The sequence below is a fragment of the Novosphingobium indicum genome, assembly GCF_014645195.1.
In the GTDB taxonomy this organism is placed as follows: Bacteria; Pseudomonadota; Alphaproteobacteria; order Sphingomonadales; family Sphingomonadaceae; genus Novosphingobium; species Novosphingobium indicum.
Genome location: NZ_BMLK01000007.1, coordinates 113,641 through 138,024, shown reverse-complemented (window position 1 = coordinate 138,024; position 24,384 = coordinate 113,641). Strand labels below are relative to the sequence as shown.

The 24,384-nt window shown below is 64.0% G+C and carries 28 protein-coding genes; 8 read left to right on the top strand and 20 right to left on the bottom strand.

Translation table 11 applies throughout. The features are described 5' to 3' along the window. Positions 1-37 precede the first annotated feature (37 nt). The 7 genes from IEX64_RS09080 to IEX64_RS09050 all read right to left on the bottom strand — a co-directional run bounded on the left by IEX64_RS09080 (position 38) and on the right by IEX64_RS09050 (position 4,385). A complete protein-coding gene (locus IEX64_RS09080; RefSeq protein WP_188819336.1) occupies positions 38-706 on the bottom strand; it encodes a complex I 24 kDa subunit family protein in 669 nt (222 codons plus the stop codon). Then, the gene (locus IEX64_RS09075; protein WP_229710165.1) at positions 699-899 is read right to left on the bottom strand and encodes a hypothetical protein; all 201 of its coding nucleotides are present in this window, start codon (positions 897-899) and stop codon (positions 699-701) included. Before IEX64_RS09075 ends, IEX64_RS09080 begins: the two co-directional genes overlap by 8 nt. After that, positions 896-2,107 carry an NADH-quinone oxidoreductase subunit D gene (locus IEX64_RS09070; protein ID WP_188819335.1) on the bottom strand — a complete coding sequence of 404 codons (1,212 nt, stop codon included), beginning with the start codon at positions 2,105-2,107 and terminating at the stop codon, positions 896-898. The genes IEX64_RS09075 and IEX64_RS09070 overlap by 4 nt, the downstream gene beginning before the upstream one ends. After that, a complete protein-coding gene (locus IEX64_RS09065) occupies positions 2,104-2,976 on the bottom strand; it encodes an NADH-quinone oxidoreductase subunit C (protein ID WP_188819334.1) in 873 nt (290 codons plus the stop codon). Before IEX64_RS09065 ends, IEX64_RS09070 begins: the two co-directional genes overlap by 4 nt. Positions 2,977-2,982: 6 nt before the next feature. Beyond that, positions 2,983-3,540 carry a NuoB/complex I 20 kDa subunit family protein gene (locus IEX64_RS09060; protein ID WP_188819333.1) on the bottom strand — a complete coding sequence of 186 codons (558 nt, stop codon included), beginning with the start codon at positions 3,538-3,540 and terminating at the stop codon, positions 2,983-2,985. After that, positions 3,537-3,911, bottom strand: a complete 375-nt coding sequence (locus tag IEX64_RS09055; protein WP_188819332.1) for an NADH-quinone oxidoreductase subunit A — start codon at positions 3,909-3,911, stop codon at positions 3,537-3,539. The genes IEX64_RS09060 and IEX64_RS09055 overlap by 4 nt, the downstream gene beginning before the upstream one ends. 126 nt (positions 3,912-4,037) lie before the next feature. Further along, entirely contained in the window at positions 4,038-4,385 is a 348-nt protein-coding gene (locus tag IEX64_RS09050; RefSeq protein WP_188819331.1) for a hypothetical protein, read from the bottom strand. Positions 4,386-4,390: 5 nt separating this feature from the next. Between IEX64_RS09050 and IEX64_RS09045 the strand changes: the two genes are divergently transcribed. Continuing rightward, positions 4,391-5,584: an acetyl-CoA C-acyltransferase gene (locus IEX64_RS09045; protein ID WP_188819330.1), complete on the top strand. Its 1,194-nt coding sequence runs from the start codon at positions 4,391-4,393 to the stop codon at positions 5,582-5,584. A 116-nt stretch (positions 5,585-5,700) separates the two neighbouring features. On the opposite strand, the gene arsB is transcribed toward IEX64_RS09045, so the two are convergent. From arsB to IEX64_RS09020, 5 genes are all read right to left on the bottom strand, one after another. Next, positions 5,701-6,771 carry an ACR3 family arsenite efflux transporter gene (arsB, locus tag IEX64_RS09040; RefSeq protein WP_188819329.1) on the bottom strand — a complete coding sequence of 357 codons (1,071 nt, stop codon included), beginning with the start codon at positions 6,769-6,771 and terminating at the stop codon, positions 5,701-5,703. Further along, entirely contained in the window at positions 6,768-7,268 is a 501-nt protein-coding gene (locus tag IEX64_RS09035) for an arsenate reductase ArsC (RefSeq protein ID WP_188819328.1), read from the bottom strand. Before IEX64_RS09035 ends, arsB begins: the two co-directional genes overlap by 4 nt. 7 nt (positions 7,269-7,275) lie before the next feature. Further along, on the bottom strand, positions 7,276-7,746 hold the full coding sequence (locus tag IEX64_RS09030; RefSeq protein ID WP_188819327.1) for an ArsI/CadI family heavy metal resistance metalloenzyme: 471 nt from the start codon (positions 7,744-7,746) through the stop codon (positions 7,276-7,278). After that, positions 7,746-8,084: an ArsR/SmtB family transcription factor gene (locus IEX64_RS09025; protein ID WP_188819326.1), complete on the bottom strand. Its 339-nt coding sequence runs from the start codon at positions 8,082-8,084 to the stop codon at positions 7,746-7,748. The genes IEX64_RS09030 and IEX64_RS09025 overlap by 1 nt, the downstream gene beginning before the upstream one ends. Positions 8,085-8,371: 287 nt before the next feature. Beyond that, entirely contained in the window at positions 8,372-8,842 is a 471-nt protein-coding gene (locus IEX64_RS09020; protein WP_188819325.1) for an SH3 domain-containing protein, read from the bottom strand. Between the two features lie 78 nt (positions 8,843-8,920). On the opposite strand from IEX64_RS09020, the gene IEX64_RS09015 reads away from it, so the two are divergent. From IEX64_RS09015 to IEX64_RS09005, 3 genes are all read left to right on the top strand, one after another. Next, on the top strand, positions 8,921-9,940 hold the full coding sequence (locus tag IEX64_RS09015) for a 2-hydroxyacid dehydrogenase (RefSeq protein WP_188819324.1): 1,020 nt from the start codon (positions 8,921-8,923) through the stop codon (positions 9,938-9,940). Between the two features lie 132 nt (positions 9,941-10,072). After that, entirely contained in the window at positions 10,073-11,377 is a 1,305-nt protein-coding gene (locus tag IEX64_RS09010) for an ammonium transporter (protein WP_188819323.1), read from the top strand. A 31-nt stretch (positions 11,378-11,408) separates the two neighbouring features. Beyond that, positions 11,409-11,924, top strand: a complete 516-nt coding sequence (locus IEX64_RS09005) for a DUF805 domain-containing protein (RefSeq protein WP_188819322.1) — start codon at positions 11,409-11,411, stop codon at positions 11,922-11,924. Between the two features lie 20 nt (positions 11,925-11,944). On the opposite strand, the gene IEX64_RS09000 is transcribed toward IEX64_RS09005, so the two are convergent. From IEX64_RS09000 to IEX64_RS08965, 8 genes are all read right to left on the bottom strand, one after another. Further along, positions 11,945-13,351, bottom strand: coding sequence for an NAD(P)H-dependent flavin oxidoreductase (locus IEX64_RS09000; RefSeq protein ID WP_188819321.1), 1,407 nt, complete (start codon positions 13,349-13,351; stop codon positions 11,945-11,947). A 51-nt stretch (positions 13,352-13,402) separates the two neighbouring features. Further along, positions 13,403-14,140 (bottom strand): class I SAM-dependent methyltransferase, encoded by a 738-nt coding sequence (locus IEX64_RS08995; protein WP_188819320.1) that lies wholly within the window; start codon positions 14,138-14,140, stop codon positions 13,403-13,405. An 83-nt stretch (positions 14,141-14,223) separates the two neighbouring features. Then, positions 14,224-15,351, bottom strand: a complete 1,128-nt coding sequence (gene prfB, locus IEX64_RS08990; RefSeq protein WP_188819319.1) for a peptide chain release factor 2 — start codon at positions 15,349-15,351, stop codon at positions 14,224-14,226. 132 nt (positions 15,352-15,483) lie between these two features. Beyond that, on the bottom strand, positions 15,484-16,020 hold the full coding sequence (locus IEX64_RS08985; RefSeq protein ID WP_188819318.1) for a peroxiredoxin: 537 nt from the start codon (positions 16,018-16,020) through the stop codon (positions 15,484-15,486). A 52-nt stretch (positions 16,021-16,072) separates the two neighbouring features. Beyond that, the gene (locus IEX64_RS08980; protein ID WP_188819317.1) at positions 16,073-16,303 is read right to left on the bottom strand and encodes a biotin/lipoyl-containing protein; all 231 of its coding nucleotides are present in this window, start codon (positions 16,301-16,303) and stop codon (positions 16,073-16,075) included. 101 nt (positions 16,304-16,404) lie between these two features. Then, entirely contained in the window at positions 16,405-17,277 is an 873-nt protein-coding gene (locus tag IEX64_RS08975) for an acid phosphatase (RefSeq protein ID WP_188819316.1), read from the bottom strand. Between the two features lie 107 nt (positions 17,278-17,384). Next, the gene (locus IEX64_RS08970; RefSeq protein WP_188819315.1) at positions 17,385-18,806 is read right to left on the bottom strand and encodes an acyl-CoA reductase; all 1,422 of its coding nucleotides are present in this window, start codon (positions 18,804-18,806) and stop codon (positions 17,385-17,387) included. Further along, a complete protein-coding gene (locus IEX64_RS08965; protein ID WP_188819314.1) occupies positions 18,803-20,152 on the bottom strand; it encodes a hypothetical protein in 1,350 nt (449 codons plus the stop codon). The genes IEX64_RS08970 and IEX64_RS08965 overlap by 4 nt, the downstream gene beginning before the upstream one ends. A gap of 132 nt (positions 20,153-20,284) precedes the next feature. On the opposite strand from IEX64_RS08965, the gene IEX64_RS08960 reads away from it, so the two are divergent. From IEX64_RS08960 to IEX64_RS08945, 4 genes are all read left to right on the top strand, one after another. After that, positions 20,285-20,959 (top strand): TetR/AcrR family transcriptional regulator C-terminal domain-containing protein, encoded by a 675-nt coding sequence (locus IEX64_RS08960; protein ID WP_188819313.1) that lies wholly within the window; start codon positions 20,285-20,287, stop codon positions 20,957-20,959. Positions 20,960-21,019: 60 nt separating this feature from the next. Then, positions 21,020-22,264, top strand: a complete 1,245-nt coding sequence (locus IEX64_RS08955; protein WP_188819312.1) for an MFS transporter — start codon at positions 21,020-21,022, stop codon at positions 22,262-22,264. A gap of 22 nt (positions 22,265-22,286) precedes the next feature. Continuing rightward, positions 22,287-23,174: an SDR family NAD(P)-dependent oxidoreductase gene (locus IEX64_RS08950; protein WP_188819311.1), complete on the top strand. Its 888-nt coding sequence runs from the start codon at positions 22,287-22,289 to the stop codon at positions 23,172-23,174. Positions 23,175-23,498: 324 nt separating this feature from the next. Next, positions 23,499-24,374, top strand: coding sequence for an HpcH/HpaI aldolase/citrate lyase family protein (locus tag IEX64_RS08945; RefSeq protein ID WP_188819310.1), 876 nt, complete (start codon positions 23,499-23,501; stop codon positions 24,372-24,374). The last annotated feature ends 10 nt before the right edge of the window (positions 24,375-24,384 follow it).

The window sequence follows — 24,384 nt, the reverse complement described above, 5'->3', positions numbered from 1 at the left end:
GCAATGACGAAGAAATGGGGGGCAGACATGGAAGTCATCACCACTCCCCTCGATAATCGTGGTTCTCGCCGACCATCGCAGTCAGCGAGGACGGCCCGCCCGAAGGCTCCACCGTGTGACGGCCCGGCTCCTGCGTGCCGGCCTTGGGCGTCTCGCCCCTGGCCAACGCATCGAGCACAGTATCGAGGCGCTCGGGCGTGAGGTCCTCGTAGTTGTCGTCGTTGATCTGCACCATCGGCGCCGAGGCGCAGTTGCCCATGCACTCCACTTCGGTGAACGACCAGAGGCCGTCCCCGGTGGTGTGGCCCTTCTTCATCCCGCGCTTCTTGCAGGCTTCGATGATGTCGTCCGAACCGCGCAGCATGCACGGCGTCGTGCCGCAGACCTGCACATGGAAACGGCCGATCGGGGCGACGTTGTACATCGTGTAGAAGGTCGCGACCTCGACCACGCGGATGATCGGCATGTCGAGATAGTCCGCGACATATTCCATCACCGGGATCGGCAGCCAGCCTTGCGTGTTCTCTTCAGCCCCGACCTGGCGCTGGGCAAGGTCGAGCAGCGGCATCACCGCAGAGCGCTGACGCCCTTCGGGATAGCGCGCGACGATGTCCTTCGCCTTGGCGGCGTTCTCGTCGGTCCAGGCAAAATTGCCCCAACGCGCCCGCAGCTCGGGCGTATCGGGTTCGATATAGCGGTCAGCCATGCTTACCTCTGCGCTTCAGCCACTGATCCTGGCCGAAAAAGAAAATTTCGAAACCGGCGATGGCGGTCGCCAGCATCGCAATGAGCGGCGAAGGCTCGGTACCCGTCGAGATCACGCCGAAGTACAGCGCGACGAGGAACAGGCCGGTCGCGGCCGCCCATACGCGGATCATTTCGATGCTGCTCAGTTTCACCGGTCGCACTCCCCGAAAACGGCGTCGATCGCGCCGAGAATGGCCGTCGCGTCGGGCAGCATGTGGCCCTTGGACATGAAGTCCATCGCCTGCAGGTGCGAAAACGCGGTCGGACGGATCTTGCAGCGGTACGGCTTGTTGGAGCCGTCCGAGACGAGATAGACGCCGAATTCGCCCTTGGGGCTTTCGGTCGCAACGTAGACTTCGCCCGCCGGGACGTGAAAGCCTTCGGTGTAGAGCTTGAAGTGGTGGATCAGCGATTCCATCGAGCTCTTCATCTCGGCGCGCTTGGGCGGCACGACCTTGCGGTCTTCGGAGCTGATCGGCCCTTCGGGCATTTCCGCCAGACACTGCTTCATGATCTTCGCGGACTGGCGCACTTCCTCGACGCGGACCATCATGCGGTCATAGCAGTCGGAGTTGGTGCCAACCGGAATTTCGAAGTCCATGCGGTCATAGACGTCGTAGGGCTGGCTCTTGCGGATATCCCAGGGAATGCCCGCGGCGCGGATCATCGGGCCCGAGAAGCCCCAGGCAATCGCGTCATCGCGCGACACGACCGCGATGTCGACATTGCGCTGCTTGAAGATGCGGTTGTCGACGACGAGGCTCATTGCGTCCTCGAACAGCGTCGGCAGGCGCGTGTCGAGCCACTCGGCGATGTCCGCCAGCAGCTTGAGCGGCACGTCCTGATGCACGCCGCCGGGACGGAACCAGGCCGAGTGCATGCGGGCGCCCGAAGCGCGCTCGAAGAAGTTGAGGCAGTCCTCGCGGATTTCGAACAGCCACAGGTTCGGCGTCATCGCGCCCACGTCCATGACGTGGCTGCCGATGTTGAGCATGTGGTTGCAGATGCGGGTCAGCTCGGCGAACAGCACGCGCAGGTACTGGGCCCGCAGCGGCACTTCGAGGTTCAGCATCTTCTCGATGGCGAGAACGTAGCTGTATTCCATCGCCAGCGGCGAGCAGTAGTCAAGCCGGTCGAAATACGGCAGCGCCTGAAGGTAGGTCTTGTGCTCGATCAGCTTTTCGGTGCCGCGGTGCAGCAGGCCGACATGCGGATCGATGCGCTCGATCACTTCGCCGTCAAGCTCCATGACCATGCGCAGCACGCCGTGTGCCGCCGGGTGCTGGGGACCGAAGTTGATCGTGTAGTTGGTGACGATCTCGCCCTCGGTGGTGGGGGACTGTTCGAGCTGCATGCTCATTTGCCGTCCTCCTTGGAGTCCTTGGGTTCGGTCGCGCCCTTGGTGTCCTGAGCCGTCTGTTCGCGCGCGGCCTTGTCGGGCCGGTTCTCGGTCGGCTTCGGCGCGTCCTTCTCGTTCTCGCCCGTCACCTTCTGGTCAGGCGGCGGCGCGGAAACCTTTTCCTCGGCCTTGCCGTTGGTCGGCTCGCCGGCGCCGCTGTCACCCTTCTTCTCAGTGGTCTTGGGCTCGGCAACCGGCGGCGGCGCGGGCTGCTTGGCGGCCTTCTCGTCGCCCGGAAGCACGTAGTCGGCGCCTTCCCAAGGGCTCATGAAGTCGAAGCTGCGGAAATCCTGCGCAAGCTGCACCGGCTCGTAGACGACGCGCTTGTCCTCTTCGGAATAGCGCAGTTCCTGATAGCCGGTGAGCGGGAAGTCCTTGCGCTGCGGGTGCCCCTCGAAACCGTAATCGGTGAGGATGCGGCGCAGGTCCGGATTGCCCGAGAAGATCACGCCGTACATGTCGAACACTTCACGCTCTAGCCAGCCCGCGTTGTACCACAGCGTGGTCGCGGTCGGCACCGGCGTGCTTTCGGACGCGTTCACCTTCACCAGCAGGCGATGGTTCTTCGTCAGCGAGAGCAGCATGTAGACGACTTCGAAGCGCTCGGGCCGCGACGGATAGTCGACACCCGCCATTTCCATGAGCTGCTGGTAGCCGTGCTCGTCGCGCAGCAGGCGCAGCGCGTCCTCGATCCGGTCGCGCACGATGGTGAGCACGATCTCGCCATGCTCTTCCCTCGCGGCAAGCAGCATGGGGCCGAGTGCGCCGGTCAGCGTCTCGATGACGCCTTCGTTCGACGCGTACTTCGGTGCGGAATGCAGAACAGCCATCAGGACTTACCTCTCCACCGTACCAATGCGGCGGATTTTCCGCTGCAGCTGCATCACGCCGTAGAGCAGCGCTTCGGCAGTCGGCGGGCAGCCGGGCACATAGATGTCGACCGGAACGATGCGGTCGCAGCCGCGCACGACCGAATAGCTGTAGTGGTAGTACCCGCCACCATTGGCGCACGAGCCCATCGAGATGACGTACTTGGGCTCCGACATCTGGTCGTAGACCTTGCGCAGCGCCGGGGCCATCTTGTTGCACAGCGTGCCGGCCACGATCATCACGTCCGACTGGCGCGGAGACGCGCGCGGCGCAGCGCCGAAGCGCTCCATGTCGTAGCGCGGCATGTTCACGTGGATCATCTCGACCGCGCAGCAGGCGAGGCCGAAGGTCATCCACCACAGCGAGCCGGTGCGGGCCCACTGGAACAGTTCCTCGGTCGAGGTGACAAGGAAGCCCTTGTCCGACACTTCCTGGTTGAGGTCGTTGAAATAGGCCTGATCGGGCTGCGTCACCGCGCCGCCCTGATTCAGAGGCTGTCCGGCTGAGTTCACGAGAGTGCTCATTCCCAGTCCAGAGCTCCCTTCTTCCATGCATAGGCGAGGCCGATGGCCAGTTCGCCGAGGAAAATCATCATCGTTGTCCACCCGGCCCAGCCGGTCATGTCGAGCGACACGGCCCAGGGGAACAGAAACGCGGCTTCGAGGTCGAACACGATGAACAGGATCGCCACCAGATAGAAGCGGACGTCGAACTGGCTGCGCGGATCCTCGAACGCGGGGAAGCCGCATTCATATTCGGAGTTCTTGTCAGCGTTGGGCTGATGCGTGCCGGTCAGGTGGGCGACGCCGATCGGCAGGAACACGATCACTGCCGAGAGAAGAAGAGCGATCACCAGAAATATCAGGATCGGCAGGTATTGTGACAGATCAGTCAATGGTCTCTGGCCTCATACCGGGTGCGGCTGCCGGACTCGTCCCACGGGGGGCACGCCCGGTCGTTGGGCGCGCTCTTAGGCCAGCACCAGCACCATCGCAAGGTGTCGGCGTGGATTAATCCGCCCTTACGCATTGCAATGCAACAAAAGACCGTACCGGAACGCCTGCTTTTCGGTGGCGGCAAGCGCTTCAACGCCCTGGCGACGCCCGATGTTACGAAAGATTGCGCGAAATGGGCGCGGCGCGGGTCTGGCAATCGAACCTCCCCGATCCCATGTAGAAACGAGAAGATCGGTATCCGCCAGCGGTGTGAAAGGCGGTATCGTCGTATTTCCGCGCGAGACGCACCGGCACTGATCGGCCGCAATGCTGGTGCGCGATGCCCCCGCGATGGCGCTTTTTCTGTCATTGCATTTGGTGCATCGCAACATTATCCGGTCGACAACTGTCACATCTTCCAGTTCGAAAGGCACGCCCCATGGCCCAGATTTCGGCTTCCGACCCGATCGTCATTCTTTCCTACGCCCGCACGCCCATGGGCGGCCTCCAGGGCGCCTTCGCCGAAGTCGCCGCGACCGACCTCGGCGCCACCGCCGTCAAGGCCGCTGTCGAGCGCGCCGGAGTCGCCGGTGACGACATCGAGCGCATCTACATGGGCTGCGTGCTTCCCGCCGGCCTCGGCCAGGCCCCTGCCCGCCAGGCCGCGCTCAAGGCCGGTCTGCCCAAGTCGGTCCAGGCCACGACCGTCAACAAGGTCTGCGGCTCGGGCATGCAGACAGTGATCATGGGCGCCGAGGCGCTCGCGGCCGGTTCGCTCGACATCGTCATTGCCGGCGGCATGGAGTCGATGACCAACGCGCCGTACCTTTCGAAGAAGCACCGCGGCGGCGCCCGCGCCGGTCACGACACGCTCTACGATCACATGTTCCTCGACGGCCTCGAAGACGCCTACGAAGGCGGCTCGATGGGCTCGTTCGCGCAGGTAAGCGCCGACGAATACCAGCTCACCCGCGAAAGCCAGGACGACTACGCCATCGAGTCGCTGCGCCGCGCGGTCGACGCCATCAACTCTGGCGCATTCAAGGATGAAGTCGTTCCCGTCACCGTGAAGACCCGCAAGGGCGAAGTCGTCGTCGACACCGACGAGCAGCCGCCCAAGGGCAACCCGGACAAGATCCGCACCCTGCGCGCCGCTTTCGCCAAGGACGGCACGATCACTGCCGCCAGTTCCAGCTCGATCTCCGACGGCGCTGCTGCCATGGTGCTGAGCCGCAAGAGCGTTGCCGAAGCCAAGGGCCTCACGCCCATCGCCACTGTCGTCGGCGTTTCCGCCCACGCACAGGAGCCGGCCAAGTTCACCATCGCGCCGGTCGGTGCGATCACCAAGCTGATGGACAAGGTGGGCTGGAAGCTCTCCGACGTCGATCTGTTCGAGATCAACGAGGCGTTCGCCTGCGTCGCGATGTTCGCGATGAAGGACCTCGGCATCCCGCACGACAAGGTGAACATCCACGGCGGCGCGACGGCGCTGGGTCACCCGATCGGCGCTTCGGGCACCCGCATCATCGTCACCCTCATCAACGCGATGAAGGAAAAGGGCCTGAAGAAGGGCGTGGCATCGCTCTGCATCGGTGGCGGTGAAGCCACGGCCGTCGCGATCGAAATGCCGTGACCTCGCGATCCTGACGCGAAAAAGGAAACCCCCGCCCTCACCGGCGGGGGTTTTCGTTTGTTTGGGGGAGTTCAGTTATCCCCCCTCTCCGTGAAACGGGAACGTGGGTGCCCGCTTTACGCTGCCGGAAAACTCCCCCGCGTGCGGTTCGCAAAGGCCACCAGCGACAGCATCACCGGCACTTCCACCAGCACGCCCACCACCGTCGCCAGCGCAGCCCCGCTGCCGAGACCGAACAGGCCGATGGCCACGGCAACGGCAAGCTCGAAGAAGTTCGACGTGCCGATCAGCGCGCAGGGCGCCGCCACCGCATGCGGCACTTTCCAGAGCTTCGCAGCCCCATAGGCCAGGAAGAAGATCCCGTAGCTCTGCACCATGATCGGCGCGGCGATCAGCGCGATCAACACGGGGCGCGAGACGATGGTTTCCGCCTGAAACCCGAACAGCAGCAGCACGGTGAACAGCAGCCCGATGATCGAAAGCGGCTTCATCCGTCCGGTGAAGTCCGAGACGGCATGCTCATCCCCACCGTGGCTCGCCAGCAGGCGGTGGCGCACGAAGGCCCCTGCCCCCAGCGGCACCACGACATAGAGCGCGACAGAGAGCAGCAGCGTCTCCCACGGCACGGCAATGTCGGTAACGCCCAGCAGCAGCGCGACGATGGGCGCGAAAGCGACGATCATGATCAGGTCGTTCGCCGCCACCTGCACCAGCGCGTAGGCCGGATCGCCGCGCGTAAGCTGCGACCACACGAAGACCATCGCCGTGCACGGCGCGGCGCCGAGCAGGATCAGCCCGGCAATGTACTGCTGGGCATCGGCAGGCGCGATCAGGTCGGCGAAGACGACCTGGAAGAACAGCACGGCCAGCGCAGCCATGGTGAAGGGCTTGATCAGCCAGTTCACCACCAGCGTGATTATCAGGCCCTTGGGCTTGTCGCCCACCCGGCGCACCGCGCCGAAATCGACTGCGACCATCATCGGGAAGATCATCGCCCAGATCAGCACCGCGACGACGAGATTGACCGAGGCATATTCGATTGCCGCCAGCGCCGCGAAAAGCTGCGGCACGAGATTACCCAGCGCGATCCCCGCGAGAATCGCCGCCCCGACCCAGACCGACAGCCATTTCTCGAACAGACCCAGACCCGCAGCGCGGGCGTCGATATCGGCAGTGGTCGTCGTCATGTATTGTCCGCCTCGTGTCCGATGCCCTGCAGCTTCTCTTTCAGGGCGGTTGCTTCCAAAGATTTGATGGGCAGTGCCAGCAGCAGATCGATCCGCCGCTTGAGCATGCCAAAAGCATCGAGAAAGGCCGCCGCCTTTTCGGCATCACTGCCCTGCACGGCGGCAGGATCGGGAATGCCCCAATGCGCACTCGTGGGGCGCCCCGGCCAGACCGGACAGCTTTCGGCCGCCGCGCTGTCGCAGACCGTGAAGATCAGGTCGAATTCCGGCCCCTCGGCGAACTCGTCCCAGCTCTTGGAGCGATAGCCCTCGGCCGGATAGCCGAGCATTTCCAGAGTACGGATTGCCCACGGATTGACCGTTCCGGTCGGATTGCTTCCGGCGCTGTGCGCCCGGAACCGGCCCTTGCCGTCATGGTTGAGAATGGCCTCGCCCAGAATCGAGCGTGCGGAATTGCCCGTGCAGAGGAAAAGCACGTTCAGCGGTTTGCCGGACATCGTCACCTCAACAGCAGGACGTTTTCGCCGGCGCCACTTGCGGCGCGCAGCAGGCATCAGGGGCAGCATGGGCGGAAGCGAGCCGATCGAAATCGGGGCTGCCGCCGTAGGTCGTGCTTTCGCCTTCGGTCAGGAAGGCTTCCCACACCACGCCATCGGGATCGGCGATCCAGCTCTTTTCCGACTTCGCGTAGCAGCAGGTCGTCGCGCCTTCTTCCAGCACCGGACGGTCGGCAGCGGCAAGGCGGTCGTAGACCTCGGCAAGTTCCGCCTTGTCCTCCACCTGCACGCCGAGATGCTCGATCCCCTTGGCCGCATCCGCGCGCATGGAAATGGCGAAGTTGATGCGTGGGTCTTCGAGCATCCATTTTGCGTAATCGTCCTTCACTACCGCGGGCTCGGCACCGAACAGGCTGGAGTAGAAGGCAATCGACTTGTCGAGGTCGGCCACGCCGACATGCACATGGAAGCGTTTCATCAGGCGCTCTTTCGTTGGGGATCGGGAAGGCAAGCGGTCGAGTCGCCGCAAGGCACCCCGCCGCAGCAGTTTTCGGTTAGGTAGCCCATCACGCCGTTCATCGCGGCGTAGTCGGCCGAATAGATGATCGAGCGACTCTCGCGCCGCTGCGTGACCAGCCCGGCGTTGGCAAGCTGGGCGAGGTGAAAGCTCATCGAGGACGGCGGCACATCGAGCTGTTCGGCGAGCGCTCCGGCGGGAATGCCGCTCTCGCCCGCCTGCACCAGCAGCCGGTAGGCCGCGAGTCGATGCTCCTGCGCCAGCGCGGACAAGGCGCGTATGATCTGGTCGGCTTTCATCGTCACTCCAATACTTCGACAATTATCGAAATATAGAATTCGACATCATCAGGCAATCCCTCTCATGGGCAGCCGTTGCCCAAGATGGCCTCCCGTTTCCTACTCGACCGCAGTCGGTCACACTGCACGCGGCATTCCTGCGCCCGCTCTTTGAACCGTTAAATCACGCGCTCGTCTGGCGCGCAAAGATAGCGACGATCCAGGCCTATGGATTCGCCTGATTTTCGTGAAGACTCGCCGTGGCGAGAGTCGACAAAGTTAGAGAAGTTTGCGCGGATGCCCGGCTGTCAGGGCTCGCCGGCACCCCACAGGGCATCTTCGCGCACGAAGCCCTTGTGCCCATCGGTATCGAACGCGCACCAACCGGCATCGCAATCGCCCAGCAGGCCGACGACACCGGGCTCCACGCGCCAGAGCATCGGCGACGAGTCGCTGGCCTCGGCATGCATCTCGACCAGATCGTCGCCGGTCACGATAGCTGCGCGCTGGCGTGACAGCAGCAGGTCGCGCATCCAGCCCTTGTCACCTGCCGGGTCCTCGATCTGACGCCATGCACCTTCGCGGCGGATAATCTTCACCGGCAGGTGCATCCGGCGATAGACCCACTCGATCCGGTAGGTATTGCCCGGCCCCACGCGCAGGTTGGCGACGTCCGTATCGATCGAGGCCCAGTAGGGCACCTTGTCTTCGTCGGCCCGTGCGGGTGCGGCAAAGGCGCTCAGCGCAAGCAGAGACAGAATCCAGACGGCGCGTTTCATGCGCGATCCTTACTCCGCGCTTGATCGAAGCATCAAGGCTCCTTGACCGCCCCCCTGTGGAAGGCATAGCCGGTAACCATGACGGCACCGGCAAGCGACACGTCCACCCTTCCTCACCCACCCCGCCCGCGCGTGGTGGTCACCCGAAAGCTTCTGCCCGAGGTGGAAGCGCGCATGAGCGAACTGTTCGACGTTTCACTCAATGCCGAAGACCGGCAGATGACACGCGACGAACTCGCCGCCGCCATGCGCGAGTGCGACGTCCTGGTGCCCACCGTCACCGACTCGATCGATGCCGAGCTGATCGCGCAGGCCGGCGACAAGCTCGGCCTGATCGCCAGTTTCGGCGCCGGCACCGAGCACATCGATATTGCCGCCGCCCGCGCCCGCAAGATCGTCGTGACCAACACGCCCGGCGTCTTCACCGACGACACCGCCGACCTGACGCTGGCGCTGATCATCCTCGTCTCGCGCCGCTTCAGCGAGAATGTGAAGGTCTTGCGCGAAGGCAAGTGGGCCGGGTGGGGGCCGTCGGCAATGCTCGGCCACTCGCTGATGGGCAAGACGCTGGGCATCGTCGGCATGGGTCGGATCGGCCAGGCTGTGGCGCACCGTGCCCGCGCCTTCGGCATGGAGATCCGCTACCACAACCGCAATCGCCAGCCCGCCGCGCTCGAGAACATGTTTTCCGCCCGCTACGAGCCCGACCTCGACACACTGACCGCCGATGCGGACATCCTCTCGCTGCACTGCCCGGCCGGGCCGGAAACGGTAAACCTGTTCGACGCGCGCCGGCTCTCGCTGATGAAGCCCACCGCGTGCATCGTGAACACCGGACGCGGCCAGCTCATCGACGAAGAAGCCCTGATCGCGGCGCTCTCCGAAGGGCGAATCGCCGGCGCCGGCCTCGACGTCTTCGCCAACGAACCCAAGGTCGATCCGCGTCTTCTCGCCCTGCCCGGCGTCGTCGCCATGCCGCACCTCGGCAGCGCCACTTACGAAGGCCGCGGCGCTGCGGGCGAGCGGATCATTGCCAATATCCGATTCTGGGTCGACGGGCACCGTCCGCCGGACATGGTCCTGCCCGAGCTGCCTTGACCAAGACCGGGCGAGCCAAAGGAGTATTCCCCAGCAAGCGCTTGTCTTGCGGCGATTTCCTGCTCTAAGGCCTGCCCAAGAGGAATACAGCGCCAACGCCAAAGGCGTGGCCTGAAGGGGGGAACACAGTCGATGACCAAGCCGCGCCTGTTGGCACTCGCAGCCGTACTCGCTGTCCTACCTGGCGTGGCTTTCGCGCAGGACGGTCAGCTCGATGTCGCCAACAGCGGCGACACCGCCTGGCTGCTCGCGAGTTCGGCGCTGGTCATGCTCATGGCGATGCCGGGCCTTTCGCTGTTCTACGGCGGCCTCGTCCGGACGAAGAACTTCCTGTCGGTGCTCGTCCAGTGCGGCGCCATTGCCGCCGTCGCATCACTCGTGTGGATCGTGGTCGGCTATACGCTGAGCTTCGGTAGCGTCTCCAACGGGTGGCTGGGCGGCGGCAACGCGTGGATGCTGATATCGCTCGGCAACGTGCGCGAAAGCACCACCGTGCCCGAAAGCGCCTTTGTCCTGTTCCAGATGACGTTCGCCGCGATCACGCCCGCGCTGATGGCCGGTGCCTGGGTAGACCGCGCCCGTTTCGGCTGGGTGATCACCTTCTGCGCGCTGTGGAGCCTGGTGGTCTATGCCCCTGTCACGCACTGGATCTGGGGCGGCGGCTGGCTTTCCGCCGGCGTCGGCACGCTCGACTGGGCAGGTGGCATCGTCATCCATACCACCGCTGGCGTCTCCGCGCTGGTGATTGCCGTGATGCTCGGCAAGCGCAAGGGCTACCCGCAGACGCTCATGCTGCCGCACAGCCCTGCCCTCACCATGGCCGGTGCCGCGCTGCTCTGGGTCGGCTGGTTCGGTTTCAACGGCGGCTCCGCCCTGCAGGCCAACGACGATGCCGCCGCCGCGATCATCGCCACCCACGCTGCTGCGGCCACTGCCGCGATGGTCTGGCTGCTGGTCGAACGGATCATGGTCGGCAAGCCCACCAGCGTCGGTTTCGCGACCGGAGCCATCGCCGGCCTCGCCACCGTGACGCCGGCTGCCGGATTCATCTCTCCGGGCGCCGCGATCCTGTTCGGCGCGGCTGGTGCCGTCGTGTGCTACTTCGCGATCCAGCTGGTGAAGCAGAAGCTGCAGATCGACGATTCGCTCGACGTCTTCGCCGTCCACGGCGTCGGCGGCATGCTCGGCTCGGTGATGCTAGGCCTCTTCATGGCGGAGAGCCTCGGCGGTGTCGGCTATGCGGATGGCATGAACATGATCGCGCAGACCTTCGCGCAGCTGATCGGCGTTGGCATCGCGATCATCTGGTCGGTGATCGCTTCCGTCATCCTCGCCCTCATGGCCTCGATGGTCTTCCCGATGCGCGTGTCCGAAGACGCCGAGCGCGAAGGGCTCGACATCACGAGCCACGGCGAGCGGGCCTGGGAATTCGATTGACAACACCCGTGCAGCAGCGGGAGATCGCATCATGACAGGCGACCTCCCGCTCTTCGGTCAGGCGATCCGCCGCACTTTCACGACCTCGGGCCGCGCCCGGCGCACCGAGGTGATCTTGTACGTCGTCGCTTCTCAGCTCTTGTGCGCCGTTCTGGCCGGGTTGGCAGACTTCTTCCTGCCCGACACCGCCGCGACATGGTTCCGCTTCGCGGTCACTACGCTGGCCATCATCCCGCTCTTCGCCCTGTCGGTCAGGCGACTGCACGACTTTGGCTTCAGCGGAAAATGGACCGTGCTGCTGGTCCTCGTCGTCGCCAGAAGCATCGGGCTTGAACTGGCCTCACTGCTCGGAGGCTGGGAAGCCCGCGACATGATCGAAGCGCCGCTGTCCTATGTCGACTGGCTGCTCTTCCTGCCTTTCGCGTGGCTCTACATTGTCCTGTTGGTCGTGCCGGGAAAGACAGACGCGAACCGCTATGGACCGAACCCTCGCAAGGACCGTGAAAACGAAACGGCCGGTCCGGATAGTCCCGAACCGGCCGCCTGAAACGCTTTGCGCTGGGTCGATCAATCGCCCGTGAGGATGCGATCGACCAGCTCCTTCACTGTCGGCGTATAGCCGTTCGAATAGAACGGATCCTGCTTGAACTGATAGGCCGCATGTCCCGCGAACATCAGGTTCTTGTCGACCGGGCCACCGTGGGCAATGTCCTGCAGGGTCTTCTGAATGCAGAAGCTGCGCGGATCGGCGAGACGGCCAGTGGTGTAGTCGTCGTGATCCTTCCACGACGAGAAGCCGCAGTGCGACAGGCAGCCCATGCAGTCGGCCTGATCCTGACGGATTTCGTCGCGCTCTTCGGGCGAAACGAAAATAATCGTATCGTCCGGCGTCCGCAGACCATCGGTGAAGCCCTGCGAGGACCATGTCCGCGCGCGGTCAAGGTCCTTGGGCGTCACCCAGAAGTTCTTGCCCTTCACGCCGACGTCGAGCCGCACGGTGTGCTCACCCGCCTCGACCTTGGAGTAGGGGATCTGCCGCTCCGAACGCGCTTCCAGATTGCGCAGGAACGAGTTGCGTACGGCGGAAGAATAGAAGCCCGTGGGCGAGAAGCGGTGCAGCAGCACGTCACCGGGTTCGAGGTTGCGCAGTTCGTCCTTCCATTCCTGCGGAATGGGGCTTTCCCTGGTCAGCAGCGGACGGGTGCCGAACTGGAATGCGATCGAGCCCAGTTCCGAATTGTCGATCCACTCTTCCCAGTCGCGCAGGTACCACACGCCGCCGGCCATCACGATCGGCACCTCGTCCGAGATGCCTTCCTTGCGCATGACGTCGCGCAGCGCCTTCACGCGCGGATAGGGATCCTCGGGCTTGAGCGGGTCTTCGGCGTTGGAAAGACCGTTGTGGCCGCCGGCCAGCCAGGGGTCTTCATAGACCACTGCCGCCATCAGCTGCGAGACCTTGTGATAGGCGCGCTTCCACAACGCCCGGAACGCACGGCCGGAACTGACGATCGGAAGGTAGTGAACGTTGAAACGCTCGGCGATCTCCGAAAGCCGGTAGGGCATGCCCGCACCGCAGGTTACACCGGTGACCATGCCCTTGGTCTTTTCCAGCACGCCTTCGAGCACCTGCTGGGCGCCGCCCATTTCCCACAGCACGTTGATGTTGATCGCGCCCTTGCCGCCGGCGATGTCGTAGGCGCGTCGCACCTGCTCCACCGCGCCGTCGATGGCGTACTGGATCAATTCCTCGTGGCGCTCCTTGCGGGTCAGTGCATTGTACACCTGCGGGACGATCTTGCCTTCGGCATCGTAGCTGTCGGCGTTGACCGCACTGATCGTGCCGATACCGCCGGCCGCCGCCCATGCGCCCGAGCTCATGTGGTTGGTCGCGGACACACCCTTGCCGCCTTCGACCAGCGGCCAGACTTCGTGGCCGCCGTAGACAATCGGCTTGAGACCTTTGAAACTCATATCCTCTAACGTCTTTCCCCTGGCAATGCGCTGTGCCGTTGCCCGTTGCTCTCAATCCGCCTGCGTATCGCCCGATACGCGGCAGGGTGTAATATTTTCGGGCGCCGGCCGCGCACCCACGGCTTCGAACTGCGCATAATAGCCTTGCAGTTCCGGCTTACGAACAAATTCGGTCAAACGAAAGCCCACCGAAGCCAATTCGCAGAAGAGAAGCGCCGGCGGGATACCGTGCATATCGGTAGGCCGATCAACATCGACCACGATTACCTTGCCCCCGGGCCGCAGCGCCGGGCGCAGCCGCCAGAGAAAGGCGTAAGGTTCGGAGACCTCGTGGTACATGTGAACCATGAAAATCCGGTCGAAACTGTTTGCCGGCAGGTTCGGGTTTTCCGCTGTCCCAACCTTGATGGACACGTTCTCAAGCCCCTCACGCATCACGCGCGATCCCAGGCGCTCGGTCGCGGCGGGATTGATGTCCTCGGCAAGCACCCGGCCCTTGGCACCGACGCGCTCGGCAAGACGCACGGTGTAATAGCCCTCGCCCGCACCGATGTCAGCGACGCTCATGCCCGGCTCGATATTGGCGAGGTCCATGACGACCGTTGCTTCGTTCACGCTGTCGCGCTGAACTTCGGAGGCGAACAGGTCCTGTGCCGCCTTGGAAACGGGCCGGTCGGCGACGGGGAAATTCCGCGCAGCATCGGACCGGCCGTCATCCGCGGACTGCGGCTGGCAGGCGCACAGCGCCACCGTCAAAGCAGCAAAAACAGGGCCTCGGCGCGGAAACATGCGGCCCCTTAGCGCTTCGCCCCGCACTTGGCAAAACCCTTGTCCATGCCGTAACCACCCCATGGCAAGACCATGCGGTCGGCTCAGTCGACGTCTTCGATTTCGACCTTTTCGCCAGTAACCCGCTGCGAAAGCGCCGCAGCCATGAACGGATCGAGATCACCGTCCAGCACATCGTCGGGCGCCGTCGACACGACGCCGGTGCGCAGGTCCTTCACCTGCTGATAGGGCTGCAGCACGTAGGAGCGGATCTGGTGACCCCAGCCAATGTCGCTCTTGCTCGCATGCTCGGCACTGGCGGCCTCTTCCCGCTTGCGCATCTCTTCCTCGAACAGGCGCGACTTGAGCATACCCATCGCGATTTCGCGGTTCTTGTGCTGCGAGCGGTCGATCTGGCTGGCAACGACGATGCCAGACGGCTGGTGGGTAATACGCACCGCCGAGTCCGTGGTGTTGACGTGCTGACCGCCCGCACCCGAGGCGCGGTAGGTGTCGATCTTCAGATCGGAGGGGTTAATGTCGATCTCGAAGGTATCGTCGATCACCGGATAGACCCAGACCGACGAGAAGCTGGTGTGGCGACGCGCCGAGCTGTCGTAAGGGCTGATCCGCACGAGGCGGTGGACACCGCTCTCGGTCTTGGCCCAGCCGTAGGCATTCTCGCCTTTGATCTGCAGTGTGCAGCTCTTGATGCCCGCGGCTTCGCCGCTGTGGTATTCGACCAGTTCGACCTTATACCCTTTGCGCTCGGCCCAGCGGGTGTACATGCGCTGCAGCATCTCGGCCCAGTCCTGGCTCTCGGTGCCGCCGGCGCCAGCATGGACTTCCAGATAGGTGTCGTTGCTGTCCGCCTCGCCCGAAAGCAGCGCCTGCACCTTGTCCCGGTCGGCCCGCTCGGCCAGCGCGGCGAGCGTCGAAAGCCCCTCCTGGATCGTCTCGTCGTCATCTTCCGCTTCGCCCAGTTCGACGAATTCGACGGCATCGGCCATCTCGGCGCTGATCTCGTTCACTGCACCGATCGAGGCTTCGAGGCGGCGACGTTCCTTCATCACCGCTTCGGCTTCCTTGGGATTGTCCCAAAGCGTGGGATCCTCGACGCGCGCGTTCAGCTCGTCGAACCGGCGCAGTGCCCGCTCCCAGTCGAGCGATTTGCGGACCAGCGCGAGGGCCTTTTCGATACGGTCAATATGAGCCTGACCTTCGGCACGCATGACAAGAACTCCAATGAAGCAAGGGCCGCCGGGCGACACCCGCCAGAACGGTTGCGCGCGGAAACGGTTCCGTGCAGAAAGCGACGCCCTTACCCGGCAAGACCGGTCTGTTTCAAGAGCAGCGGCGCGAGATCAGCGTTTGGCTTGGAGCTTCTTCACCGCCGCGAGGGTGCGCTTGACGTGGTCGCGGTAGTCCATGTTCGAGTGGACCATGGTGATCGTCCCGTCCTGCGCGACGACATAGCTGGTGCGCTTGGTCATGGTCGATCCGCCGTTGAGTGCAACGTCGTAGTCACGGATAATCACCGGCGTAGCGACCCCGACGGGAAACTTGTCACGGCAATGTTCGGTGGAGAACTTCTCCAGCGTCGGCAGGTCGTCCGCCGACAGGCCGACAACCGTCGCGCCGAGCGCCGCGAAATCGTCGGTCGCCTCGGCGAAAGCATGCGCTTCGGCAGTGCAGCCCTGCGTAAACGCCTTGGGATAGAAGTAGACGACCACGGGGCCCTTCCGCAGGGCAACACGCAGACTGTACCGCTTGCTCTTGCCAGCCTCGGCCACCGAGGTGCGGAACATCGGCGCCTTGGTTCCCACCGGAAGTTCGGCGGAGGCAACGGACGGCAGCGTCAGAGCGGCCAGGGCGATGGTCGGAAGAAGAAACTTGCGCATGGGCGCAATCTGTACCGGCCGGACACTATTGTCCAGCCGGTCTAGATACTTGTTACTCGATATAGCCGAGAACGGTGCCGACTTCGAGGGTCTCGCCGGTGCTGGCGACGATCTTGAGCGTGCCGGTAGCGGGCGATTCGACTTCATTGGTCGACTTGTCGGCCTCGAGCGAGAAGAGCGGCTGGCCTTCGGTCACCTGGTCGCCATCCTTGGCGAGCCATTCGGCGATCTGGCCCTCTTGCATCGAGAAGCCGATCTTCGGGAGCAGGATTTCAACAGCCATTTTGTTTCTCGTTCCTTCTTAGACGTCTTCAGCTGCCTATCCCGGCCATCGGGCGCAGCAAAGCCCAAATATGCGCGCAGCCAAAACCTTCGCCGGTACGATCAGGACCCCAGCGCGGCATTTTCCCGCGCACAATCGGGCACGGGCAAGCTGCCGCGGGCCGCCGCGACTTCCGCGCGTGCCGCCGCGAGGTCGGCGGCGAATGCCGGCTCGGCGTTGAGCCGAGCCATGACTGCCGAGGCAACCACGCGGCCTTCCTCGACATCGCTGAGCCAGTGGACATTACAAATCCTGCGGCTGTCACCGAAGGCTCGCCCGCGCGCAACCAGCTGCGCCGCGCGGTCTGGCACCACTTCGGCAAGGATGAGGCCGGTGCCGAAGCCGATCGCGGAGTGGCCCGAAGGATAGGACCCGTCCTTGCGCAGCACGTCTTCCTGATCCGGCGTGCAGGTCGGCTTGCCGTTTTCCATGAACGGGCGCGGGCGCTGGTACTTCATCTTGGTCGGATAAGTGGAGAGACCGAAGACCATCATCGACTTGAGCAGCAGATGCTGCAGCTTCGGCGTCGTCGCGGCGCTGATCGTGAAACCGGCCGCACAGGAGAACGTCCCGGTCACAGCCGGCGTAAACAGGTCGGCATCGATCTTGGCCTGTTCCCAGCGCGGGGTTCCGATCAACGCCACCGCCGCCTGCGCGGCTTCCTCGTCGCGCGCCATCGCAGCCGCCCCCGGCGCAGGCGGCGCCGGATTCAGGAGCAGACTGTTCGGCACGTTCTCGCGCGGCAGGTAGCTGCCCTTGCGCAGTTCGGCGATCATCGCTTCCTTGTCGGCGTCGCTCATGGATGCCGCCTGCGCGGCCGAGACCCGCGGCGGGGCTGATGCCACATCCTGCTGACCGCCCGAGGCCGCACCGGCCGCGCATGCTGCAAGTACCAGACCGCCGCAAACGCTGGCTGCAACGCCGATGATCCTCATATCCCGATATCCCTTTCGATGTACTTGCTGCGATGTGATTGCGGCACGATGTGCCAGATCGGCCGCCGTCTCTATCGGGATATGTCCGGACCATCAACGCAGCGAAGTTACGATATGGCGGTGCCATCCTCATGCGCCATCCAGTGCACAAAGCGGTGCAGCGGATACATCGCATCGTGCGGATTGCCGATCGTCGAGGGCCCAGCCTCGCCGAGATGGACGATCCGCTGTGCGCCACCCGCGGCCAGCCGGTCGCGATAGTCGGCCATGCGGTCGAAGGGGTAGAAGCCCACCGTCTGGGTAGCCACGTTGATCCACTTCACCGCATCGTCGAGGCTGTCGACCCGCACGACATTGGCGGTCTTGTTGATCGGGTGGAAATCGACGGGCTCGTCCGAGCGGATGACCAGCCCCTTGCCGTCGGTGCGGCCCCACACGCCGAACTCGTCATCCATCATCACCATCATCTCGACCGCCTCGCGCATGTCCTGATCGAGTTTGCGCACATCACCGCTCTCGGCCGCGCGGCGAGCGATGTGGTGGTGCAGGCGTTCGCAGAAGCGGTCGACGTCCTCCTGCGGCCCTTCGACGAACTGGAACCGGCTGGCGACGCAGGCCTCTTGATTGAGCGTCATGACGTCCGCCGAACACAGGTCCGCCACGCGGTCGAGCGTTTCGTCATCCGCGAAGGCTTCCTTGCCTACCATCGAGATCGAGGTCTTGGGATCGAATGAGACGAGCTGGAAGCCGGGGCCGAGGTACTTGATGACATTGTTGATCGCATCGCCGCCGCCCCAGGCGACGATCTTGTCGAAGTACTGCGGGCGGTAGAGCACCCGCTCGGTCGCATCGTCGCCGCCGCGCCAATAGACCGCCGACATCGACTTCACGATGGGATGCTCCGGATCGAGGTCCGCCATGGTCCGCAGGATCGCAACCATGGTGAAGGGATCGGCGCTGCTCATCTTGAACAGGTTGATGCCCTTGACCATTGAGCCCTGCGCCACCGACTTCACCGCAACGCCCGGCGAATTGCCCGGCAGCACGTGGATCAGGCGCGGCGCAAAGGCCCGCACGAAGCTCTTGCGGCCGGTGTAATCCTGCTTGGGGATCCACTGATCGAGCGCGCGCGGGTCGGGAAAGTTCTGCTCGACTTCCGCGATGAGCGTGCGCTTGTTCAGGTAGGCCGCCGCATGGCGCGCGGTGTTCTCGACCACGGCGCGCGGCAGGATATGGGTTCGGCACATCCGCTCGATGCATTCCTGCATGTGGTCGTTGTCCTTCGCCACCAGCCGCTGCCCGGTCTCGACGAGGAAGTCGATGATCTCGGCAAGCGGCACGTTCAGCAGCGGCGGCACTTCGGTGCGCGGCGGGACCGCCCGGTCGAAAGGGATGCGCGGCGTGGCGAAGGTGACGCCAAGATCACGCGAGGTCTGGATCACGTCGGTGCCGTGCAGCACTTCGCCGCGCAGGAAAAACGGGGCCGCGACGAGGGCTTCGTCGGCGCGGGTTTCGCTCAGGTCGTTCATGCTACACCTCGCACATAGGCATCGACCGTGCCCGCACAGCCGATCTTGTCATCCCCTTCCAGGTCCGCGTAGCGCGCGATGTTGTCGCGCACAGAAGGCCCGTGGTTGCCGCACTTGCAGGGGCTGTAGTCGAGCGAGATCTTGTCGCCCGTGATGATGCCGCCCCAGCGCCCGTCAAGCGAGAGATCGAAGAACGCCGCGCGCCCCTCCATCTCGCCCGACGTATGATCGAGCGCGGCATCGCCAGATTTGTCCAGCAGGACCGGGACCATCCATGGCGGCACATGATAGCGCCCGCCCTCGCGGCACTTGGGCATCCCCGAGTTCAGTTCCTGCATCGAATAGTTCTGGAAGTGGCGGTCTTCGGGAATGTTGAAGGTCTCGAAAACGTACTCCTGATAGTCGGCGGGAAGCTGCGCGCGCTTGAGACCGCCGCCGACATAGATCGAATTGTCGGGATTGAAGTCCTCGCGGCCATAACCGGCATCGCGCACCGCCTTGGCGACCTGCCACAGGCCGCTCCACAGGCCGGAGAGCTGCAGCTTCTTGTCGCGGTTCTCGATGATGAACTGGGCCGTCGCCGGAACGGCATCCTCGATAGCCTTGGCGCGCATCGCCGAGGTCTCTTCGAAGGCCGCGATTTCATCCGGGCGTGCAGTGCCCTCGGCGATCTTCTTGCGCATGACCACCATCGAGGTGAGCGAGCCCACCGTGATCGGCGGCACCGGATAGTTCCAACGCGGCCATTCGGGATTGGCGAAAGCCTCGTACTGCGCCTGCGCGATCGTCGCGTTCTTGGGCACTGTCGCTACCGGTGCGCAGCCGATGATCAGCCGGTCCTGTGCCGGCTTCACGCCCGAGCCCCACGAAAAGACATTGACCGTATCGATCTTCGACCAGTCCATGTCCTTCTGCGAGGCGATCATCATCGCGGACTTGCCGGTCGTGCCGCTGGAACAGGAAATGAAGTAGCCCTTCGCCGCCAGCCGGGCGATCCAGTCGTCGATGCCCTCGATCCCGTCGAGCGAAACGCCTTCGATGGGATAGGGCGAAACGGTTCCCAGCCACTTGGTCAACCGGTCCCAGCGCTCATCCATCAGATAGCTTTCAGGATAGGACTTGTAGGCCGTGTGCGGGAACAGGATCGGCACGACATCGGCAATGCTCGCGATCTTCTCGATCCCGGCGTCGCGGGCGCGCAGCGAGAGCAGCCTGATCTGATCCTTGCGCTCCTGAAACCGTTCGTCGAGCGCCGCAATCTGCGTCTCGCGCAGGTCGTCATGCGAGAACGTGAAACGGTCGGGGTCGGCCACGAGGGCCATGAGTTTGTCGGCGGCGGCGCCCATCTGCATCTCTCCTCTTGCGGTCGCGATCCGGCAGCTCTGGACAGTCCGGTGCGACTCGATTAATGGCATCTTGTGCGTTTCATTAAACGCGATTCTCTTGGCGGAGCAAGCGAAATCGGTATCAGTCAGGCCATGCACGAGCGTACGCACCGCAAGCCCTCCCCGCCAAAAGCCGCGGCTGCGCCCGTGCGCGCGGGACGTCCGACGCGCGAACAGGCCCGTGCCCGGCAGGAGGCGCTGCTCGACTGCGCGCTGGTGCATTTTCTGGAGAAAGGGTTCGAAGCCGCGACCATCGAGGCGATCGCCGCCGATGTGAACATGACCAAGCGCACGGTCTATGCCCGCTATGCCGACAAGACCGCCCTCTTCCGCGCCGCCGTCTGCCGCGGCACCGAGCGGCTGGCGGCAACGCAGGACGTCATTTCCGCCACTCGCGCGGACGATCTGAAAGAGACGCTGGTCAACATCGCCAAGCTGCGCATTGCACTGGTCTCGACGCCCGAGGGGACCAAGCTGCAGCGGCTGATCAACACCGAGTCCTACCGTTTCCCGGACATCTTCCAGACCTATTACGACATCGCCGCCCTGCCCACCGTGCAGTTCCTCGCCGGCATTCTCGAAGTCGAGACGGCGGCTGGCCGCCTGGCCATCGACGATCCGCTGCTGGCCGCGAACGTGTTCATGAGCATGGTGGTGAGCGGACCGGTCCGGTTCATTCTTTCGGGCAACGATCTTGGACGTGAAGATATCGACCGCCGCGTGCGTTTCGCGGTACGGCTGTTTCTGAAAGGCGCCGAACCCCGGTGAGGTGAAGGCGGCAATCCGTGATCTGCAAGAGCGGACACGGACAATGGGAGAGTGTGTAACGTGACCTATTTCCGGGAATTCCGGGTCAACTGGCCCATGCTGCTCGGTGCCATGCTGGGCCTTGCCCTGGGATCGGCACTCAACCACTATATGACCAACCTCTTCGCCCCGGCACTGATCGCCGAGTTCGGCTGGGAAAAGTCGCAGTTCGCGCTGGTGGGCACGCTGGGACTTGCCAGCATGTTCGTCGTGCCGTTCTGGGGTCGTTTCACCGACCGCTACGGCGCGCGCCTCGCGGCGGGTATCGGCTTTACCGTCGTGCCCCTCACCTTCTTCGCGTTCAGCGTGATGAGCGGCAATATCTACGAATTCTTCGCGATCACCGTGTTCCAGCACCTGTTCGGCGTGCTGACGACCACGCTGGTGTTCAGCCGCGTTATCGTCCAGCGCTTCGACCTCGCGCGCGGCATGGCGCTCTCGATCCTGATGAGCGGGGCTCCGCTGGTAGGGGCTGCCGTGGTGCCGCTGGTCGGCGAAGTGATCGACAGCGAAGGCTGGCGGACGGGGTACCGGCTGCTCGGTCTGCTCTCCGCCATCGGCGGTATCGCTGCCGTCACGCTGGTCAGCGGCGAGAGCAAATCGAAAGACGGATCGACGGAACATACGGCGCGCTCGATCACGCGCGCCGAGTTCGCGGCGTTGCTGCGCCACCCCTCTTTCCTGCTGATCGTGGCGGGGATGTTCTTCTGCAACGTGCCGCAGGTGATCGTGTCCTCGCAGCTCAAGCTCGTGCTGATCGAGAACGGCGCGCCCGGACAGCTCGCGACCTGGATCGTGTCGCTCTATGCCGTCGGCGTGGTGGTCGGCCGCTTCTTCAGCGGCATCGCGCTCGACAAGGTGGCGCCGCAGAAGGTGGCGCTCGCCGCGCTCGGTCTTCCCGCCGTCGGTTTTCTCATTCTCGCCTCGCCTGCGGAACAGGGCTGGCTGCTTGCCGGCGCGGTGCTGCTGGTGGGGCTGGCGCAAGGCGCGGAGGGCGACATCGGGGCCTATCTCACCTCGCGCACTTTCGACCTTGCGCACTTCAGCCTGATCTACAGCTTCCTGATTGCCTCGATGGGGCTCGCCATGGCTTTCGGCTCGATCGTGCTGAGCATGACGCTCGGCGCTACCGCGCGCTTCGACGCCTTCCTCATCATCGCAGCCGCGCTGACGATCGTCGGCGCGCTGTGCTTCTTCATGACCGGACGCGGCGGCAAGCCGCCCCGCGTCGAAACCGAGCCGCCGATGCCGGCTCCGGCTGCCTGAAACCCGTTAAAGGAGACGCCCTTTGTCGCCATCGCAGAATTCCAGCGACCGCCGCTGCATCGTCATTACCGGGGCCAGTTCCGGTATCGGCAAGGCCAGCGCCGAAGCCTTCGCCCGCATGGGCTGGCACATCATCTGTACCGGCCGCGATCCGGAGCGCTGCGCCGATGCCGAAGAGGAGATCAACGCCGTTGCAGCCCCGGGTGCCCGCATCGACTTCGTGCGCGGCGACTTCACCGAAATGCGCGAGGTAAAGCGCGTGGCCGAAGAGATCGCCCAACTGACCGATCGCATCCATGTGCTCGTCAACAATGCCGGCGGCGTGCGCGATGCCTATTACCGGACCTCGGAAGGGCTGGAAGCGACCTTTGCCGCCAACCACCTCGCTCCGTTCCTGCTGACCCGCGAACTCCTCCCTCAGCTTGAAACGGCTGCCGCGGAGACGCCTGCCGGAACCGTGCGTGTGATTGCCGTCTCTTCCAGCGCGCATCTGGTGTGCGAAGGCATGAACTGGGATGACCTGATGATGGCGCAGAACTTCGCCGCCAATGCTGCCTACTGCCAGGCCAAGCTCGCCAACCTGCTGTTCACGCGCGAACTCGACCGGCGCCTTTCGGAGAAGGGCATCGTCGCACAGGCCATGCATCCGGGCCGCGTCGGTTCCAACTTCGCCAGCCACGGGGACGACGCCATGCAGGCCTACATGGCCGCCAACGAATGCGTTCCGCCGGAATCGCCCGCACGGACCATCGTGTGGCTGGCGACGGCCCCGGATCTGGGTCTAGACGGCGGGCGTTACTTCCACGACCTCGCCGAACTCGATCCTGCGCCGCAGGCCAAGGACGATACCGCTGCGGCCCGGCTGTGGCAGGAAAGCGAAAGGATACTGGAAAGCCTTGGTCAGGCCTGATGAGGGTAATCGCCGTCCCGCGCGCGCCGACGCAAGCCAGCGACACGCGGGACGGCTGGTGCGACCCGCGAGGGATTACAGAAACTGCAAACAACCTGACGATTTTATAGTATTCTTACAAACTTGAAGGTGCATTCAACACCCTCACCAGTCTTCGAATGAACCAACTTCACCTGGGTTTGAATTCTTTTATATTGGCAAAACCACGAAGAATTACTGATACCCTAATAGTGCATTAATAGACGCACAAGAGGTTTTTTATCCACCGCTTGACCGAGCCGCCCGGCACACCCAAGGAGGCGCCAAGCCCGAAAGGATGTGCAGATGACCCAAGCCTCTGATCGCCCGCGCCGCAGTGCGCTCTACCTTCCCGCTTCCAATGCCAAGGCTCTGGCCAAGGCGCGCACGCTGTCGTGCGACGTGGTCATTCTCGATCTGGAAGATGCCGTCGCCCCGGAGATGAAAGCCGAAGCGCGGGCAGCGGCCGTGGCTGCCGTCGAGGAAGGCGGATTCGGTCATCGCGAAGTGGCGATCCGCGCCAACAGCATCGACACCGAGTGGGGCGCCGAGGATCTCGCGGCTATCGCCGGCACCAAGGCCGATGCCGTGCTGGTCCCCAAGGTCGGCAGTCCGCAGGACATCTCCCGTTACGAGGAAGCGCTCGAAGGCGCGCCTGCCGCGATGCAGCTCTGGGCGATGATCGAGACCTGCGAAGCCGTCTTCAATCTTGAGCCCATCGCGGCCATGGCCGCCTCTACGCGGCTATCGCTGTGGATCATGGGCACCAACGACCTCGCCAAGGAAATGCGCGCCCAGTTGACACCCGAGCGCACGCCCTTTCTGCCTTTCCTGTCGATGGCTGTCGCTGCAGCCCGCGCCCACGGCGTCACGATCCTCGACGGCGTGTGCAACGAATTCCGCGACATTCCCGTATTCGAAGCCGAAGCACGGCAAGGCCTCCTGTTCGGTTTCGACGGCAAGAGCCTGATCCACCCGGCGCAGATCGATCCCTGCAACACCGTGTTCAACCCCAGCGAAACCGATCTGGCCTGGGCCCGCACCGTTATCGAGGCGTTCAAGCAGCCGGAAAACCAGGGCAAGGGCGCCATCCGCGTGGATGGGAAGATGACCGAACTGCTCCATCTCGAGCAGGCCGAGCGAATGGTTGCCGTGGCCGAGCAGATCGCAGCGGCGGGTTAGTAAGCCCGCC